The organism is Algisphaera agarilytica (assembly GCF_014207595.1).
Classification (GTDB): domain Bacteria; phylum Planctomycetota; class Phycisphaerae; order Phycisphaerales; family Phycisphaeraceae; genus Algisphaera; species Algisphaera agarilytica.
This window is the reverse complement of record NZ_JACHGY010000001.1, coordinates 647,181-664,408: the sequence shown is the minus strand read 5'-3', so window position 1 is coordinate 664,408 and position 17,228 is coordinate 647,181. Positions and strand designations below refer to the sequence as shown.

The window sequence follows — 17,228 nt, the reverse complement described above, 5'->3', positions numbered from 1 at the left end:
TGAATGCCATGGCTGACGAAACCAAACCTTTGCCCAAGCACCTGGCCATCATCATGGATGGCAACGGCCGGTGGGCGACCGCACGCGGGATGAACCGCAGCAAGGGCCACCTTGCGGGTGCCGAGGCGGTTCGGCCGATCGTGACGCATTGCTCGAACCTCGGACTCGAAGCGCTCACGCTCTACTCGTTCAGCACCGAGAACTGGACCCGCAGCCACGACGAAGTCAGCTTCCTGATGGATCTGTACGTCGAGTACCTCGTCTCCGAACGCCCGCTGTTCCTCGAAAACAACGTGCGGTTCATCCAGGTCGGCCGACGCGAAGGCCTGCCCGAAAAAGTCCTCGATGAGCTCGACGCCACCGCCGCGATGACCGAGGGCAACACCGGGCTGACCATGGCCCTGGCGCTCAACTACGGCAGCCGGACCGAGATCACCGACGCGGTGCAGACCATCGCCCAGAAGGTCCAGGCCGGCCTGATGACGCCCGCCGACATCACCCCTGAGACCATTAGCAACCACCTCTACACCGCCGGCCTCCCCGACCCGGACCTGTTGATCCGCACCGCCGGCGAGATGCGCCTAAGCAACTACCTGCTCTGGCAACTCAGCTACGCCGAGCTCTACGTCGCCGACGTCTGCTGGCCCGACTTCGACGTGGCTGAGTTAGACAAAGCGTTCGACGCCTACACCAACCGCACGCGAAAGTTCGGCGCGGTGGTGTAAGCCTTGGGGGTCGCACGCAGGCGGGTGTGGCACTAGCATGGGACGGTCTTCCGGGCTTCTGATTGATTCGAGTTCTATAACCGCGTCGGTATTCTGGAGGCGCCTCACGATGTGGATTGCTAAGCAGCGGGTTTGGGTTCAAGCCGTGGTGGTTTTGTCGGCAATGCTGGTCGCTGGCCCAGCATTGGCTGATGTCAATAAGAAACGGCAAACGCTTCGGATCCATGAGGCGAAAGCCAAGGCCGCTCTGGCGGAAGGGGACTGGCAACTGGCCGGCAAGTTCTACCGGAAGTTCTGGCGAGAGCGTTACGTCAATAAAGAGTTGGGGATGAACATACACTCGGACGACAAGATCCAGGAGATGATTGACCTGGTTGCGTTACACGTCAAGCCGCGGCAGTATTTTGCGTCCCAACGCGATCAGTTGGCGGGTAATCAGCCGTACCCTTTTCAGGACGATGCGTTGGTCGATTGGATGGTCCTCAACCGGGTGGTGGGCGAACAAGAGCGGTCGTTACTGTGGTTCGATCAGGCGGTTTTGGATGAGACAAAATCCGATCAGGTCAAGCTAACCCGCCGATTTTTGGAGACCGACTTGATGGAGGCAGGGCGTTGGTCGGACCTCCAGCACTATTACCCGGATCCCCTCGGATCGATTACGCAGTGTGCCGATTCCTACTTGAGAGGCGGGATTTTGGCGTTGTACGCCAAATCGCGAGAGCACCACGGTGGAACCATGTCCGCGGAGGACCGAGAGCGGGTCACAAAGAACCTTGCTCGTTCCTACGATCGAAAGGTTGCCATAATCTACGCGGTGCTGGTCGCCTCGGGGCAGGACGAATTGTCTGTGCAGGCGTGGGATTTGATTATGGAGCACCAGGACAGGCCGGAAACCCGCGTGGCGGTGCTCGGCTCCGTGATGAAGAGCGGCAGCCTGTCCGAGTCCGACAAAGCCAAGCTGGAAGGCGTCCCCGTGGGCACGCCCGGCCTGATGCCGATCCAAGATGAACTGGATCGACTGTTCCCCGAGTCGACCGAGACGGCGGAACCTGTGCAGCAGGGCGAGGACGCGAGTGAAGACGAAGCGGCCGCTTCATCAGAGGGCGAGGCGAGTGCGCCGAGTGAGGCCGAATCCCGCTAGGATGGGTGTATGCCGCAGGACCTACCCCAACGCCCCAGACGCAACCGCCGGACCGCCGCGATCCGGGCCATGGTTGCCGAGACCCGGCTCGATGCCGGGCAGTTGATCTACCCGCTGTTTCTGCACGACGACCCGAACGATGTCGCGCTCGACTCGCTGCCCGGACTGACGCGTTGGTCGGTCGATGGGCTGGTCGGCGAGGTGGGGCGGGTCATCGCCCTGGGCATCGACAAGGTGGTACTGTTCCCCAAGATCGCCGATGGGTTGAAGTCGGTGACGGGCGACGAGGCCTACAACCCCGAGGGGCTCTACCCCCGCGCGATCCGGGCGATCAAGGCGGCGCACCCCGGCGTCTGCGTGATCACCGACGTCGCGCTGGACCCGTACTCCAGCGACGGGCACGATGGCATCGTCAATGATGACGGGGGCATCGAGAACGACCCGACGGTTGAGGTCTTGGTCAAGCAGGCCCTGCTTCACGCCGAGGCGGGCGCGGATATCGTCGCGCCCAGCGACATGATGGACGGCCGAGTCGGCGCGATCCGCGATACGCTCGACGCCGCGGGCCACGCCGACGTCTCGATCATGTCCTACACCGCCAAGTACGCTTCGGCCTACTACGGCCCGTTCCGCGGCGCCCTCGACAGCGCGCCCAAATCGTCCGCCGAGGGCGGCAAGCCCATCCCGGGTGACAAGAAGACCTACCAGATGGACCCCGCGAACGTGCGCGAGGCCCTGCGCGAAGTCGAACTGGATGAGAACGAGGGCGCGGACTTTGTGATGGTCAAGCCCGCCGGGCCGTACCTGGATGTGATCCGCGCCGTGCGTGAACACACGCACCTGCCCGTCGCGGCGTACCAGGTCAGCGGCGAATACCTCATGATCAAAGCCGCGGCGGCGAGCGGCTGGGTCGACGAACGCGCGGTCGTCATGGAAAGCCTGCTTGGGATCCGTCGTGCGGGGGCGGATGCGATCCTGACGTACTTTGCGCCTCAGGTCGCGGGCTGGTTGAGCGAGAAGTAGCGCCGCGGCTCTGCGGTGTCGCTTCGCAGTGAAAGTCTTACGGGTGAATATCATCAACCGAGTCGCGGTCTTGGTCATCCACCTCGGGGTGGGTGTGTACCGGGGCACATTGGGGATCTGGCTGGGGGGTTACTGCCGGTACCAGCCGACGTGCAGCCAATACATGCTCGATGCGGTGGCGAAGTACGGACCCTGGCGGGGCGGTTGGCGGGGGATCAAACGCATCGGGCGCTGCCACCCCTGGGGCGGCTGCGGACACGACCCGGCCTGAGTCGTGTATTCTTGCTCTTGGCGTAGTGTTTGACGTTGGTCGAGGTTTTTGAGTTGGAGGGTTCGATGTCGATCGTGAAATCGCTGGTCAAGCCGGTCGGCCGAAACGTCCGCGACCTGATGCTGATCTGTGGCGTGGGCCCCAAGCTCGACGAGCAGGACCGGCGGGTTCTGGATGAAACGATCTTCCCCTACCTGGTCGGCCGGGAGGACCTCAAGCGGGTGCTGTTTGTCGGCTGCCACTGGTACACCTGGCACTACAAAAAAACCTTCGCCGACAAAGACTTCTGGACCCTCGAGATCGACCCGGCCCGCAAGCGTTACGGCGCGAAACAACACATCGTGGATTCGGTCGAACACGTCGACCAACACTTCGAGGCGAACAGCCTCGACGCGGTCCTGATGCTCGGGGTCATGGGGTGGGGCCTCGACGATCCCGAGGTCGCCAACCGATCGGTCGAGAACATCCACCGCTGCCTCCGCCCGGACGGTGTGCTGATCAACAGCTGGGACGATGTGCCCGAGCATCGGCCGTTCCCGATCGCCGAGCTCCCGGCGTTTGGACGGTTCGCCCCGTGGCCCTTCCCGCCGTTCGTGGCAGCGCGGTTCGTCTGCGAGGAGCAAGACCTGCAACACACGTTTGATTTCTACACCGCGACGAAATGATCGGGCTTAGCGTGTCGCAACGGCGGTTGTAGTGCCAATCAACGTTAGGTTTAGCGGGCGGCACGAAGTGCCCCGCGTAACCCGAGTGCATTTCGCGGGACGCTGCGCGTCACCCACTAAACCTGGAGTTGGATCACGCTACTCGGCGAGCACGGTTTCGATCGCCAACAGTTCGCTGTCGGTGAACGCGAGCTTTTCGGCGGCTTCAACATTCGCTTCGATCTGCGACGGCCGACTCGCACCGATGATCAGCGAGGTCATCCGCGTGTCGCGCAGCGCCCACGACAGCGCGAGCTGCGCCAACGACTGGCTACGCTCCTCCGCGATCGCGTTGAGCTTCTGGAGCTTTTCGATCAGCTCGGGCGTGACGCGGTCCTCGGTGAGGAAGCCCGCCGCCTGCTTGACGCGCGAGTCGTCGGGGATGCCGCCGAGGTACTTGGGTGTGAGCAGGCCCTGCGCCAGCGGGCAGAACGCGATCACGCCCATGCCCAGCTCGCCGGTGACGGGAAGCAGCTCGGGCTCGATCCAGCGGTCGAGCATCGAGTAGCGCGGCTGGTGCAGGATCGGCTTGATGAACCCTTCACGTTCACAGACCCGGCGGGCTTCGAGGGTTTGCTCGCCGGAGTAGTTGCTGATCGCCGCGTACAACGCCTTGCCCGAACGCACCGCGGTGTCGAGCGCCCCCATCGTTTCTTCCAGGGGCGTCTCGGGGTCGGGGCGGTGGGAGTAGAAGATGTCCACGTAGTCCAAGCCCAGCCGATCCAGCGACTGGTCGAGCGACGCGAGCAGGTACTTGCGGCTGCCCCAGTCGCCGTAGGGCCCGGGCCACATCGTGTACCCCGCTTTGGACGAGATGATCAGTTCGTCGCGGTAGCCGCGGAAGTCTTCGCGGAGGATACGGCCGACGCGGAGCTCGGCGGCGCCGGGCTGTGGGCCGTAGTTGTTGGCCAGGTCGAAGTGGGTGATGCCGTGGTCGAACGCGGTGAACAGCATCGCCTGGGCGTTGGCGTGGAAGTCGGACTCGGGGAGTTGGCGGGGGTCGGTGCCGGCGTCGCCGAAGTTGTGCCAGCAGCCCAGGCTGAGCGCGGGCAGCAGCAGGCCGGTGCGACCGCATCGGCGGAACCAGCCTTCGGGAACAGCGTCGTAGCGGTCGGGACGTGGGTGATAGGGCGTACTCATGCCCGAATGTTACCGCAGCGGCGCGTCGTCCACCTCGACTTCGACCACGGCCTGGTCGTCGGTGTCGTCGCCCTCTTGCTCGGCTTGGTCATCCATCGCCGCCAGCATGTCCCACCACAGGATTGACGGCCAGCCCGCGTCTGCGGGTGGCGTTTGGCTTGCCGAGGCGAGCGGATCGGCAACGCGATCGGGCACGACGGTTGCGCGAGCCGGGAAGACGGGGGGTGCACCGAGGTCGGGGCTTTCGGGCACGTCGGTGGCGACCGGGGCAAGCTTGGCAACGGGTGCGATGGCGTACTCGATGTCGTGGACCGAGAGGGCGATCGGCTGCGAGGCCGGGTTGCCCTGCGAGGCGGCGGGGCCGCGCGCGAGCGTGAAGACTTCCGAAGCGTCGAGCGGGCGGTTGTAGACCCGGCCGTCGTCGAGCTGGCCCGCAAACGACGCGGTGAACGAGCCGGACTGGACGCCGTCGTGGAAGATCGTGCCGTCGGAGTGATCGCCGATGGTGATCGATCCGGAGTGGGGCCAGAGCTGCGAGCCCTCGCCGCGCGCGAATTCCTGCCCGTCGAGGTAGCCCCGCATCGCGTCGGCCTCAAGCGTGGCGCCGCCGTCGAGTGTGAGCGCCACGTGGTGCCATTGCCCGGTGCGGATGCCCGCCGCGCTCAGCCACGTCCCGGCCCAGTTGGATTCGCTGCCCGGCAGGTTCCACCCGCCGACGTAGACCCGGCCGTCGTAGAGGTAGATGTTCAGGCCCCGTGTCGTGCCGCCTTCTTCAAAAATGATTTGCTTGCGGCTGCTCAGCTCGGCGTCGTCGGCGCGGAACCAGAAAGCGATGGTGCGCTGGCCCTGGGTCACCAGATTGATCTCCGAGGAATTCGGGGCGGAGAGGTAATCGCCCGCTCCGTCGAGGTGCAGGGTTTGGTTGGTGCGGTTCTGGGGCTGGATGTCCGCGTCGCCAGCCGGTGTTGCGCTGTGGTCCGATCCGTCGGCTGAGGTGTCCGCGTAGACCGCCGCGGCGGGAGCGTCCTCAAAGGTCCAGTGGGCTACCAGGCTTCCCGCCAGATCAACTGCGCAGAGCTGCCGGGCTTCGAGCGTTTCGAAACGGGGAGGTAAGTCGAGCGAGGAGTCGGGGCGCAGCATGGTTACGATCGCACGGATCAAGCGGGTTACACCTGATATCTACGGCCGATGCGCGGCCCCAAGCGAGGCGATACGCCGATGCCGAGCGAGGGGCTTGGGGAGGGGGTGGGGTTGTGCCGGTTGTAGGGGTGGGGCGGCGCGGGGCTCAGCCGGGGGTCCCGGAGTCGCTGGCGTTCTCGGTCCCAGTGCCGGGGAGCGAGGTACCCCGTTTGATCGCTTCCTGGCGCTGCACGTCGTGGCCGTAGCGGAACATGACCAGGTGGCAGCTGTGGCAACGCCAGGCGGGCAGGCGGTTGGCCCGCATGACCGCGTGGGTGCCGGGGATGTTTTCGGCGAAGTCGCCGTACGGCCCCTCGGCCCGACGCATCCAGTGCACCCCTTGCGACACCGAGATGTGCCCGGGCGTCATGCGTTGTCGGCACTCGGGGCAACGGATCGGTTCGTGGGCGGGGTCAGACATGGTTTCGAGAAGCGGCTTGTGGAGTGAGATCGGTTTAAATCATAGCCCGTCGCCGAACATCGAAGGGCAGTACGTGAGATTTATTCGGGGCGCAGCACCGACCAATCGACCGCGCGGATCTCGGGGTGGCTTGTATCGAACACCTGCCGGTTCAGCCAGGCTTCGTTGCCGCGTGGCGTGATGCGGTAGATCGGAGCCTTGTGTTTGAGCTTGGCGTAGCGAAGGGGGGCGGTGGTTTCGGCGTCGACCAGAAAGAGATAGCTCCCCCCGATTTCCGGGTCGTGCGAGAAATACGAGGCGGAACGCCAGCTGTAGGTGGCCACCAAGAGGTGATTCCCGACCGGCGCGATCGCGGTCACGTCTTCGAAGATCCTCGGCTTGGCGAGAAACATCGCTTGGGCCTCGGATGAGCGGGGCGGCAGGCTGAACCAGGTGCTGAATCGATCTCGGTCGGGGTCGTACCGGGTCAAGCCATACGGGCTGCCGATCCAGAATACGCCGCGTTCGGGGTCGCCGGTTAACGCACGGACCAGGAGCTTACCGGCGGGGCGTCTTGGTTTGTTGGGCAACACCTCCGGGAACTCTTCGAGGTAGGTGATCCATTCGGCGTGGAGATCGGTCCAGGTCTCCCGGCTCAGGCTGTACATCATCATCTGCGGATCGCTGCCGTAGTCATCGCCTGCCACGATGATCCAATCGCCGCAGACCGCCAGGAGCTTGGCGTGGATCGGTTGGACCCCGGAATCGGTGGGTGGCGGCAAGGCGATCGCGCTCCACTGTCCGGACTCGGGGTTGTAGAAGCACAGCTGCTGGGACTCGCCCCACTCGCCGCCGAGGAACACGAGCGAGTCGGCGGTTTCTGCTGCTGCGTGGAACCGCGTGGCGGTGAGCCCGTCTTCGGGGCCGAAGGTTTGCGTGGTTTGGTCTTCGAGGTTGGTGCGGATCAGCCCGCCCCCATCGGTGGTCCACCACATCGATTGGGGATCGGCGGCCGGCCGATCGAGGGCCGCCGTCGCCGGCGTTTCCGCGAGGTCGAGTCCGTAACGGCGGGCGTATAAACCCGGGTCGGTCGCGGGCGGCGGACCGCTCTGGGTGTCGGCGACTTCAAGCGTGACCTGTGGCGGCCTGATCGAATCCGGGATACGCAACGAATCGACCCAGCGTTCACGCCGTGACTCCGCGGCATCGGACAAAGGCGGCTTCGGGGTTTCCGGTTCGGGCTCATTCAACCTTGCAAGCCAGCGTTCAGCCCCGGCTTCGTCTCCCGCGGCACGGTAGACCTCGCGCGCCTTGTTGGCCCAATGCCGCCGGTCTTTGTCGGGAGAATTCGGGTCGAGCATGGGGCCGAGGTCTTCCAGCCATTGCACCTGCTCCGACGGGGTGTAGGGCCGAGTGATCGACCAGAGCGCGGCTTCGGCGAGTTCCGGATCATCCTCGGCCCGGAGCATCTCCATCACTCGGCGGCGGTGATCGGTCTTTGCCCGTTTCAATTCGGACTCGACGGTTTGCTCGGGCATGTCTTTGAACCAGCCCCGGCTCGCGGCCCAGAGCATGTCGCGTCCTTCAAACAGCAAAGCCTTTCGGATATCCGTTGCTTCGAGGCGGTGGTCGGCCACGGCCATGCCACCGCTTGGCGTGATCTTCGTGAGCGACCACGCCTGCCCGTAGCCGAAGCGGTTGATGTGGGACAGCACCGCTTGGTAGCGGTCGCGCACCCGGCGGGGGGATTCCAGAAATTCGTGGCCGTCTCTTTGTAAATCGCCTCGCCACCGCTCGGCGGTCAACTCGCGGTGGATCTCGGCGTTGTCGGGATCGAAGAAGTATGCGGTCTCGAGGAGACGCACGGTGTTACGCCAGCGGTCGAGAAAAGCCGGGGTGACCGATCGCGTGTTACCGACCTGGATCGACTGCAACGCCTGAACTCGGCGGTAGATCGTTTGGGCCGTGTCGGCCGATTGGGCCGGGTCCAGTTCAACGGCCTCGGGTCGGTCGGCTGCCCAGGCCGAGACCTCTTCCATGCTTTGGCTGGCAAGCTGGTCGAGCTCCCCGGCTTTGCCTTCGAACGTGAATGCTTCGGGCTCGCCCCGTCCGTCCCAAGCGTACACCGTGAGCCGGACCGGCACGTCTTCGAAGACCACGCCCTGCCAGTCGAGTTCGGTGTAGTGCCCCCACACGTAGACGCTCGCCACCCGACGCGCTGCGCCGCCGGCGTCGACCAGCCCCGACAGAACCAGCCGGTATTCGTCGCCGCCCTCCACCGCCGCGGGGAAACGCAGCAGCCGTTGCCCGGGGGTGATATCGCACCGCGACTGCAACGCATCCATCAGCCGCTGCTCCAGGTGATCCAGACGCCGGCCGACCTCGGTCCGGTTCTCGAAAAACAAGACCGCCAGGGTCTGCTGATCGCGTGACGCCTCGTAGGCCCGCTTCGCATCGCCCAGCTCGCGGCGGGCCGCTCGGAGGTAGGTCCGCAGATCGACCGACTCGGCCGTGAACGCGGAATCTACGTCGCCCGCTGGCGGGGTCGACCACTGGCTGAGCACGTCTGCTCGCTCGCTATCGATCACCTGGCCGTGGACCACCCAGCCCTCAGCCTGCCGCCTGACCCCGCCGGTGAGCAGCAGGTCGGCCTTGACCCACCGGCCTAGGCGCAACCAGTCTGCGGGGTCTTCCGAGCCGCCCAGCCGGGCCAGCATCAGTTCGTCCGCCGCGGCATCCAGCGACTCGCGCTCGATCCAACGCACCGGCCCCTGACCCACCAAGGCCGCCTCGATGAACGCGTGCAGCTGCTCGGCTTCCACGTGCGAGGCGTAACGATCGTCCGTAACGCTCCAGTCGAGCAACGCCACCGCCAGTTCTTCCTGCGCATCCGCCCCAGCGCATAAAACTGCCGCCAATAGCAAGCAGGCGCCGCCGCTCATCCATCGCCAGACTCGTCGATTCATCCCGCGGTCACTCCTGAAAACCGATCCTATCCACGATTCTTGACGCCTCGGCGTGGCCATTTTTTACCCCCGCCCCTCAATGCTTGCCGCAGCTGCAGTAACGGGTGCGGTGGTAATCACAGTCGTCGTCATCGTCGTCGAGGGAGTTGAGGAACAAAAGTCCGCCCAGCACCAAGACCACGCCCACCACCTGGAGTGCCCCGGTGGCGAGGTCGTCGCCGGTGTCTTGCGTGCAGTACCACACGTAGTGGACCCCGGGCTCCGGCGTGATTTCCCATTCCCGAGACCCCGCCACGGCGATCGTCTGCCCGCCCTCGTAGACAAACCCGATCATGTCGCCGTGGTACACCGTGGCGCGTGCGATCTCGGCTTCGGGCGGCTCGGGCGTGGTGGGGGGCTGGGTTTCGCGCAGCAGAAAAACCATGGTGGTGTCGTAGTTTTTCTTGAGGGTAGCGTCTCGGTCTGTGACATCGCCGGTCTCGTCCAGGACCCGGACGGCCTTCCATTGCGAAGCCGAACGCTGAGCCAGCGGGTGGGTGCACCCGCTCAACGCCAGGCCCCACACCAGGCAGGCCAACACCGAAAGACATTTGAGCCCGGTTCCGGAATAGACGGACGAATACATCACAATGGTGTATCCGATATCCCGGCAGGGATGCAAGATCGATTTTACGAGACATCACCTAAAACCGGGCTTCGGGGTAGTACCGCCGAATCAACACCCGGCGTACCCCCAGGATATTGAGAAAGATGAGGCCTTTCGCCGCGATCAGCCACACCGGAACGACTTGAGCTTCCCAGAGATCAGAAATGCCGAACACAACGAACAAACCGAAGTAGTACGCCTCCCAATGCGGAGCACGGTGCTCTCGGAATAGACGGCGTGCGACGATACCGGCAATCACGAACCACGCGATTGCCTCACAGGTATTGAGCCAGTGATACGCCACCGCGAGTGAGTCCTCGGCGTTGTATCGCCAGAGTTCGTACTGCATCGCGGGCCAGAATTCATTAGGAAAATCCTCGAACATGGGAGGCTCTCGAAAGGCATTCGTTCAGGCAAAGAAATGACGGGATGGCTTACGCAATCCCTGAGGGCCGTGTTACGAGAGCGGGCGGCGCAGAAAAAAGCCCCGGAGAAATTCCGGGGCGAAGAATCTGAGTTTGGTTGGACTGAATTGGTTCGTGATCAGTCGGCGAACAACGGCGTGCTGAGGTAGCGTTCGCCGAAGGAGCAGCCGATGGTCACGATGGTCGCGCTGGGGTTGGCCTCGGCGATGCGGCAGGCGGCGCAGGCGTTGGCGCCCGACGAGATGCCGCCGAGGATGCCTTCTTCCTTGGCCAAGCGTTTGCCCCAGGCGAAGGCGTCGTCGCTGGTGACTTGCTCAACGCCGTCGAGCAGCGGCACGTCGAGGTTCATCGGCACGAAGCCAGCCCCGATGCCCTGGATCTTGTGCGGGCCCGGGCCGCCGCCGGAGATGACCGGCGACTCGACGGGCTCGACCGCGATCGCTTTGACCTCGGGCTTTTGCTCCTTGAGGAACTTGCCGCTGCCGCTGACCGTGCCGCCTGTGCCGACGCCGGCCACGAGGAAGTCGACCTTGCCCTGGGTGTCGGCCCAGATCTCGGGGCCGGTGGTGCGGTAGTGGATCTCGGGGTTGGCGGGGTTCTCGAACTGCTGGGGCATCCAGGCGTTGTCGGTCGCGGCGACGAGCTCGGCGGCCTTCTCGATCGCGCCCTTCATGCCCTTGGCCGCCTCGGTCAGCACGAGGTTCGCACCCAGGCCCTTGAGCAATGCCCGGCGTTCGAGCGACATCGACTCGGGCATGGTCAACGTGAGCTTGTAGCCCTTGGCGGCGCAGACGAAGGCCAGCGCGATGCCGGTGTTGCCCGAGGTGGGTTCGATGATGTGGGTGTCGGCGTTGACGTTGCCCGCCTTTTCGCCGGCCTCGATCATCGCCCGGCCGATCCGGTCCTTGACCGAGGCGAGCGGGTTGAAGAACTCGCACTTCATGTAGACCGACGACCCGTTGTCGGGGGCGAGCCGGTTGAGCTTGATCAGGGGGGTGTTGCCGACAGTGTCGACGACGTTGCCGTAGGTTTTGCCGTGGAGAAGGGTGGGGGCTGAGGTAGACATGACGTGCTCCGTGTAACAAGGTTGGTGTGTAAACAGTATAAACGTTGTCGGAGGCGGAAATGATTGCAGCGGTAGTGGAATTTTCGCGTGCAGCCCACCTCCCCACCCGCTCCACGCCAGCAGGAGGCAGCATTCATTGGACGAGATTCCGGTTAAACGTTCCTGGGGCAGACGCATGAAACGCATCGGCACCGCCATCCTTTTGTTTGTGATCGTACTTTTCGCCGTGCTGTACGCCGTGCAGCGGCTGCTGGTGTTTCCCGGGGCCTACTTCCAGCACGCGGTCTCGATGGACCCGCCCGAAGACGTGGAAGTCTGGACCCGCGACACCGACGAGGGCGTGGTGGAAGCCTGGGTGATGCACGGCAAAGGCGCATCACCCGAAACCCCCGGACCCGCGGTCGTGTTCACCCACGGCAACGGCGAGTTGGTCAACATCTGGACCGGCGAGATGCGCTGGTACACCGAGCGTGGCTACACGGTCATGCTTCCCGAATACCGTGGCTACGGCCGATCCGAGGGCAGCCCGTCCCAGACCGAGATCGTCGAGGACGCGATCCATTTCTACGACCGCTTGGTGGCATTGCCTTCCGTCGATTCGGAGCGGATCGTGTTCCACGGCCGGTCCCTCGGCGGGGGGGTGGCGGCACAACTCGCCGCCGCCCGCACGCCGCGAGCCATGATCCTGGCCTCGACCTTCACGAGCGTGACCGACGCCGCGCTGGGGCCGATCCCAGTGCCGAGTTTCATGATCAGAGACCCGCTCCCGGTGGAGCCGGTGCTTCGAGATTACGCCGGCCCTGTGCTCATCCTCCACGGCGAGATCGACCAGGCGGTCCGCCTCAGCTTGGCCAAGCAAAACGCCGAAGCGGCACAGGACGCGACGCTGATCATCTACCCCGGGGTCAACCACAACGACATGCCCAACGGCCACGGTAGCTGGGACGACATCCTCTCGTTCCTCGATCGCCAAGGCCTGCCCTGGCAGGTCGTGGCGGACTGACCGAAACCAAACGTCCGCCGGTTGCCCCGCCGGGTCTCGCTCCTACAATGCCGCTCCAACCTGCCACTTTTACCTGGAGCACCCTCCCCATGACCGAACGATCCGCCGCCGTGACCCTCAAAGGCAACCCCATGACCCTGCTCGGCGACGAGCTGAAGGTCGGCGACGCCGCCCCCGATTTCAGCCTCAAGGCCAACGACATGTCCGACAAGTCGCTCGCCGACTACGCCGGCAAGGTCAAGCTGATCAGCGTTGTGCCTTCGCTCGACACCCCAGTCTGCGACACCGAGACCCGCAAGTTCAACGAGGAGGCCGGCGGCCTGGGCGACGGCGTGGTCGTCCTCACCGTCAGCGTCGACACCCCCATGGCCCAGAAACGCTGGTGCGGCGCCGCCGGCGTCGAGAACGTCGAATGCCTCTCGGACTTCAAGGACCACACCTTCGGCCCCGCCTACGGCGTCCGTATCAAAGAGATCGGCCTGCTGGCCCGCCAGATCTTTGTCGTCGACAAGGACGACAAGATTGTCTACACCCAGCTGGTCGGCGAAGTCGCCGAGGAGCCGGACTACGACGCCGCTCTGGCCGCAGCCAAGGGTGCGTTATAAAAACGCGAAATCCGCTTTTTTGAGAAAATTCGGGTATCGGCCCTTGAAATTAGCATTTGGTTTTCTACCCTCTAGGTGAAATAATCCAAACCGGGCCGATGTTGGCCCACCATAGAACCATGAAACGCAACTTCACCACCAAACTCGTCGCCGCCGTCCTTCCGCAGCACCGCTGCTGGATGTCGTCGGCTATTGGCGCAGTTATGGGGCCTCTCGGCTAGGAAGTTGTTGGTCAATCAAACCACACCCCTTGCCCCGAAGGCTCCAACCTTCGGGGCTTTTTTTGTTGTATGCCCAGTGAATTGAAGTTTTTGAGTTTCCTTGATGAGGGCGGTGAATCCCCGCGGCGTGTTGTGCGTCTAGTGATTCAGAAAGTGCAGGAGTTCGATGATCAGTACAACCGACTTAGCCAACGCGTTTGAACAGGTGGGGGCGAGGGCCCGCATCTCCCCGATGGGGATGGACCTGCGCGTCCAGCCCGCCGACCAGCCGGGCATCACCGTGACCGTCGCGACCGACCATCGCGGGCCGTACTTTTTGGTCCGGCTGAATTACACCTGCGTGGTGGATCTGCGGGTCGTCAAGGTCGAGCCGGAAAACTTTGAGTTAGTGCTGAGTGCCGATGATTGGGGCAACGCGATCGACGTCCCCCCGCGGGTGTTCCGATGCGTCGCGGCGCCCGGGGGCTGGTTCGTTGAAAGCGAATCAGGTGCTAATTTGTAAGTTTTAATAGCGGTTTGCAGCACGCCTGCGCGGCGAGCGGCAGGGGCTCTGCCCCTGCACCCCGAAGGCATAACCTCAACGTAAGTTCTTCTTAAGTTTAGCGGGCGGCACGAAGTGCCCCGCGTGGCTGCTGGGGTGTCGGGGCGAAGCCCTGACCGCCCGCCGCGCAGGCGACAGCCATGATTAACTAATCTTGGGAAAAGTTACGCGCCTTCTATGATTCTTGCCGTGTTGTTGAAATACATATCACGCAAGAGGTCGCCCCCGATCCCCGCGCCGCGCAGGTGCGTCGTGCTGGGGTTGGGCACGGCGGGATCAACCTTCGGCAGGTCGGGATCGACGATCGGCGATGGCCCGTCGTAGAGCGTCTCGATCATCGTCCGCACGGCCCAGAAACGTGAGGCGAACAGGTCGAAGCCGATGGAGTTGTTCATGTGCTGGTTGGCGACGATGTCCGTGCCGAAGAGCACCCGCCCGGGGTTGCGCTGGCAAAAGGCCTTGAACGCTTCGGGGTGTTTGGAGAGTTCGCGGATCTGCCACTTGCAGGCCGAGGTGTCGACGACGTAGTTCGGGTGGCGGTCGAGCATGCCCTGCAGCCAATCGAGGTCTTCGGGGTAGCCGCCCATGTGGGCCCCGATCCAAGTGACATCGCGGTACTCCTCGAGCGCTGCTTCGAGCGGCTCGAACTGCTGCAGCTTCGTGCCGTAGCGATCGGCGTCGGCATACGCGGTGGCGAACCAGGTGTCGGGGTCGCCGACGTGGGTCATGAAGACCCGGTAGCCCAGGTCGTAGGCCAGCTTCATGCCCTGCTTGCGGATCGGTGAGTCCAGCAGCATCGCGTCGGCGGCTTCGGGGTCGGGCGTCATCTCCGCGAAGTCTCGGCCGCGCGGAGCGCACCAGAACTTGATCACCTGGCTGTCGAACTCGTGGCGGAAGGCTTCGATGTCTTTGAGCCACTGCGTGGTGAACGTGCCGGGCGTGTCTTTCTTCAGGTAGTCGGGCACACAGATGAACTTGATGCGTTCGCCGAAGTCGGGGTGCAGCACCCGGGCGTTGTCCAGGCCGGTCATGGTGTAGGTCCGCTCGACCTGAAACAAATCCGCGACTTCAAGAAACAGCTCCGCCGCTTCGGGCGTGCCCACGTGGGTGTGCACGTCGATGATCGGCCCGGTGTCCGACAACTCCGCCGCCAGCGCCCGGTAGTCCAGCCCCAACGTGTTCGCAGGGTCGGCCGACTCGGGGGCGGGGTAGTACGTCCCCGCCGTGTCCGAATAACCCGCGACAGGCTGGGCGTGGGCGGAGGCAGCGGGATTTTCCTGAGCGGGGGAGTTTGATTTCATGACCCCGTATCGTAGCCTTCCGAATCGGAGCTATCATGGTGTCGCGGTTCTCCGCTCATCTGTACGCAGGGAGGCTCATCATCTCGCCCGAACGATTCAATCTCGACGAAGAACTCGGACTCGATCAACCCAAGTCCAAGCCAAAATCCAAGGACCCCGGACGGTCCTCGGTCGGCCAGTTCAAGACCGCGCCCGGCGTCGCCTCGCGCACCAAGGACCAGCAGATCCGCGCCCGCCGGGTCGACCTGGTCGCCCTCGACCTCGACGGCACGCTGCTCACCAGCGACAAACGCCTGAGCGTCAAGGCCATCGAAGCCGTCACCGAGATCCGCAAGCGCGGCATCAAGGTCGTCATCGCCACGGCCCGTCCGCCACGCACCGTGCTCGAGATCTATAACCACCTCAAGCTCAACACCCACCAGATCAACTACAACGGCGCGCTCATCCAGCACCCCGACCACAGCAAGCCGCTCCGCCACGAACCCCTGTCGCCCGACCTCGCCTACGCCATCTGCACCGTCGCCCGCAAGACCGACAATAAGTGCATCATCGCGCTGGAGATCCTCGACAAGTGGTACACCGACAAGCACGACCCCAGCCTCGAGACCGAGACGAGCAAGAAGTTCGACCCCGACTACGTCGGCTCGCTGCTCGAGCCACTCAAGATGCCCATCACCAAGCTCATGGTCCTCGCCCCCGCTGACCGCATGGCGATCATCCGCAAGGTGTTGGTCGAGCGGTACAAGCAGTCGACGATGATGGTGACCAACGAAGACCACCTCACGCAGATCGCGTCGTACCAGGCCGACAAGGGCCGGGCGCTGAAGTTCCTCTGCGAGAAATACAAGATCGATCCTGCCCACACCCTCGCCATCGGCGACGGCCCCAACGACGTAGGCATGCTCAAGTTCGCGGGCCTGGGCGTCGCGATGGGCAACGCGTTCCCCGAAGCCAAAGAAGCCGCAGACCTCGTCGCACCGACCAACGACGAAGAGGGCGTGGCCCACATCCTGTGGAAGTACATCGCATAAGTCTTGCGGGATTTCGTTCTCACAGAATATTTGCATGATTCAAGGCAGTCGCCTGCGCGACGAGCGGCAGGGGCTCTGCCCCTGCACCCCGAAGGCAAAAACGCAGAACGGGAACCCTTCTTACGTTTAGCGGGCGGCACGAAGTGCCCCGTGTGGCTGTTGGGGTGTCGGGGCGAAGCCCTGACCGCCCGCCGCGCAGGCGATGGCCTTGAAAAACCTTCATGCCCAACAGGCCCGAGCGAAACCCAATAAAAAGCCGCTGATACGAAAGGTTCGCATCAACGGCCGGAGGAGGGATGGGTCGTTTTAGTCGCCGTGGCTGTCTCACGGCTATCAGTACAACTTGCGGAAAAGCAAACTTATTTCACTTCGATCTTCTTCGGCTTGCTCTCTTCGCGTTTGGCGAGCGTGAGCGTAAGCACACCATCGACGAGCGACGCTTCGACGTTGTTCGTGTCGTACGCGGTCGGCAGCGTGAACCGGCGGGCGTAGTGCGTCGCTCGGCGTTCGCTGAGGTGGACCTTCACCTCGGCCTTGGCCTCGCGGGCGGGGCGCTGCGCCTCGATGTTGAGGACGCCTTGCTCGACGCTGACGTCGATCTGGTCCTTGGCGAAGCCGGGCAGTTCCGCTTCGACGGTGAGGGTGTCGTCGACTTCGCGGATGTCGACCGGGAAGCTCGTCGTGCCGACGCCTTCTTCGACGGTGTCCCACATGCGGTTCACCACACGGTCGAAGTCACGCAGGGCTTGAAACGGGTTGTCCAGGGTTCGGCGGAGGGAAGCTTGCATATCAGTTCTCCAGTAAGCAATACGCTCGGAACGGTTCGGAGGTTTCACCCGC

The 17,228-nt window shown here is 63.9% G+C and carries 18 protein-coding genes; 9 read left to right on the top strand and 9 right to left on the bottom strand.

Annotated elements, in window-relative coordinates:
- Positions 1–8: 8 nt before the first annotated feature.
- From HNQ40_RS02870 to HNQ40_RS02850, 5 genes are all read left to right on the top strand, one after another.
- Complete coding sequence (locus HNQ40_RS02870; protein ID WP_246402738.1) at positions 9–725, top strand: isoprenyl transferase; 717 nt, start codon at positions 9–11, stop codon at positions 723–725.
- 109 nt (positions 726–834) lie between these two features.
- Positions 835–1,866: a hypothetical protein gene (locus HNQ40_RS02865; RefSeq protein ID WP_184676194.1), complete on the top strand. Its 1,032-nt coding sequence runs from the start codon at positions 835–837 to the stop codon at positions 1,864–1,866.
- A 9-nt stretch (positions 1,867–1,875) separates the two neighbouring features.
- Positions 1,876–2,889, top strand: a complete 1,014-nt coding sequence (gene hemB, locus HNQ40_RS02860; protein ID WP_184676191.1) for a porphobilinogen synthase — start codon at positions 1,876–1,878, stop codon at positions 2,887–2,889.
- Positions 2,890–2,959: 70 nt separating this feature from the next.
- The gene (gene yidD / locus HNQ40_RS02855; RefSeq protein WP_184679164.1) at positions 2,960–3,160 is read left to right on the top strand and encodes a membrane protein insertion efficiency factor YidD; all 201 of its coding nucleotides are present in this window, start codon (positions 2,960–2,962) and stop codon (positions 3,158–3,160) included.
- A gap of 65 nt (positions 3,161–3,225) precedes the next feature.
- Positions 3,226–3,825, top strand: coding sequence for a methyltransferase domain-containing protein (locus tag HNQ40_RS02850; protein WP_184676189.1), 600 nt, complete (start codon positions 3,226–3,228; stop codon positions 3,823–3,825).
- A gap of 138 nt (positions 3,826–3,963) precedes the next feature.
- Here the strand turns inward: HNQ40_RS02850 and HNQ40_RS02845 are convergent, their stop codons facing one another.
- From HNQ40_RS02845 to cysK, 7 genes are all read right to left on the bottom strand, one after another.
- Positions 3,964–5,004, bottom strand: a complete 1,041-nt coding sequence (locus HNQ40_RS02845) for an aldo/keto reductase (RefSeq protein ID WP_184676187.1) — start codon at positions 5,002–5,004, stop codon at positions 3,964–3,966.
- A 9-nt stretch (positions 5,005–5,013) separates the two neighbouring features.
- Positions 5,014–6,144, bottom strand: coding sequence for a LamG domain-containing protein (locus tag HNQ40_RS02840; protein ID WP_184676185.1), 1,131 nt, complete (start codon positions 6,142–6,144; stop codon positions 5,014–5,016).
- Positions 6,145–6,289: 145 nt separating this feature from the next.
- Positions 6,290–6,604 carry a PF20097 family protein gene (locus HNQ40_RS02835; protein WP_184676183.1) on the bottom strand — a complete coding sequence of 105 codons (315 nt, stop codon included), beginning with the start codon at positions 6,602–6,604 and terminating at the stop codon, positions 6,290–6,292.
- Between the two features lie 80 nt (positions 6,605–6,684).
- Complete coding sequence (locus HNQ40_RS02830; RefSeq protein WP_184676181.1) at positions 6,685–9,549, bottom strand: hypothetical protein; 2,865 nt, start codon at positions 9,547–9,549, stop codon at positions 6,685–6,687.
- 76 nt (positions 9,550–9,625) lie between these two features.
- Positions 9,626–10,174, bottom strand: a complete 549-nt coding sequence (locus tag HNQ40_RS02825) for a hypothetical protein (protein WP_184676179.1) — start codon at positions 10,172–10,174, stop codon at positions 9,626–9,628.
- 58 nt (positions 10,175–10,232) lie between these two features.
- Complete coding sequence (locus tag HNQ40_RS02820) at positions 10,233–10,580, bottom strand: hypothetical protein (protein ID WP_184676177.1); 348 nt, start codon at positions 10,578–10,580, stop codon at positions 10,233–10,235.
- 158 nt (positions 10,581–10,738) lie between these two features.
- The gene (gene cysK, locus HNQ40_RS02815; RefSeq protein WP_184676175.1) at positions 10,739–11,686 is read right to left on the bottom strand and encodes a cysteine synthase A; all 948 of its coding nucleotides are present in this window, start codon (positions 11,684–11,686) and stop codon (positions 10,739–10,741) included.
- 175 nt (positions 11,687–11,861) lie between these two features.
- Between cysK and HNQ40_RS02810 the strand changes: the two genes are divergently transcribed.
- From HNQ40_RS02810 to HNQ40_RS02800, 3 genes are all read left to right on the top strand, one after another.
- The gene (locus HNQ40_RS02810; RefSeq protein ID WP_184676173.1) at positions 11,862–12,689 is read left to right on the top strand and encodes an alpha/beta hydrolase; all 828 of its coding nucleotides are present in this window, start codon (positions 11,862–11,864) and stop codon (positions 12,687–12,689) included.
- A gap of 89 nt (positions 12,690–12,778) precedes the next feature.
- Positions 12,779–13,294 carry a thiol peroxidase gene (gene tpx / locus HNQ40_RS02805; protein WP_184676171.1) on the top strand — a complete coding sequence of 172 codons (516 nt, stop codon included), beginning with the start codon at positions 12,779–12,781 and terminating at the stop codon, positions 13,292–13,294.
- A gap of 387 nt (positions 13,295–13,681) precedes the next feature.
- Positions 13,682–14,017, top strand: a complete 336-nt coding sequence (locus tag HNQ40_RS02800; protein ID WP_184676169.1) for a hypothetical protein — start codon at positions 13,682–13,684, stop codon at positions 14,015–14,017.
- 203 nt (positions 14,018–14,220) lie between these two features.
- Here the strand turns inward: HNQ40_RS02800 and HNQ40_RS02795 are convergent, their stop codons facing one another.
- Positions 14,221–15,357 carry an amidohydrolase family protein gene (locus tag HNQ40_RS02795; protein WP_184676167.1) on the bottom strand — a complete coding sequence of 379 codons (1,137 nt, stop codon included), beginning with the start codon at positions 15,355–15,357 and terminating at the stop codon, positions 14,221–14,223.
- Between the two features lie 38 nt (positions 15,358–15,395).
- On the opposite strand from HNQ40_RS02795, the gene HNQ40_RS02790 reads away from it, so the two are divergent.
- The gene (locus HNQ40_RS02790; protein ID WP_184676165.1) at positions 15,396–16,388 is read left to right on the top strand and encodes an HAD family hydrolase; all 993 of its coding nucleotides are present in this window, start codon (positions 15,396–15,398) and stop codon (positions 16,386–16,388) included.
- A gap of 359 nt (positions 16,389–16,747) precedes the next feature.
- Here the strand turns inward: HNQ40_RS02790 and HNQ40_RS02785 are convergent, their stop codons facing one another.
- Complete coding sequence (locus HNQ40_RS02785) at positions 16,748–17,176, bottom strand: Hsp20/alpha crystallin family protein (RefSeq protein ID WP_184676163.1); 429 nt, start codon at positions 17,174–17,176, stop codon at positions 16,748–16,750.
- Between the last annotated feature and the right edge of the window lie 52 nt (positions 17,177–17,228).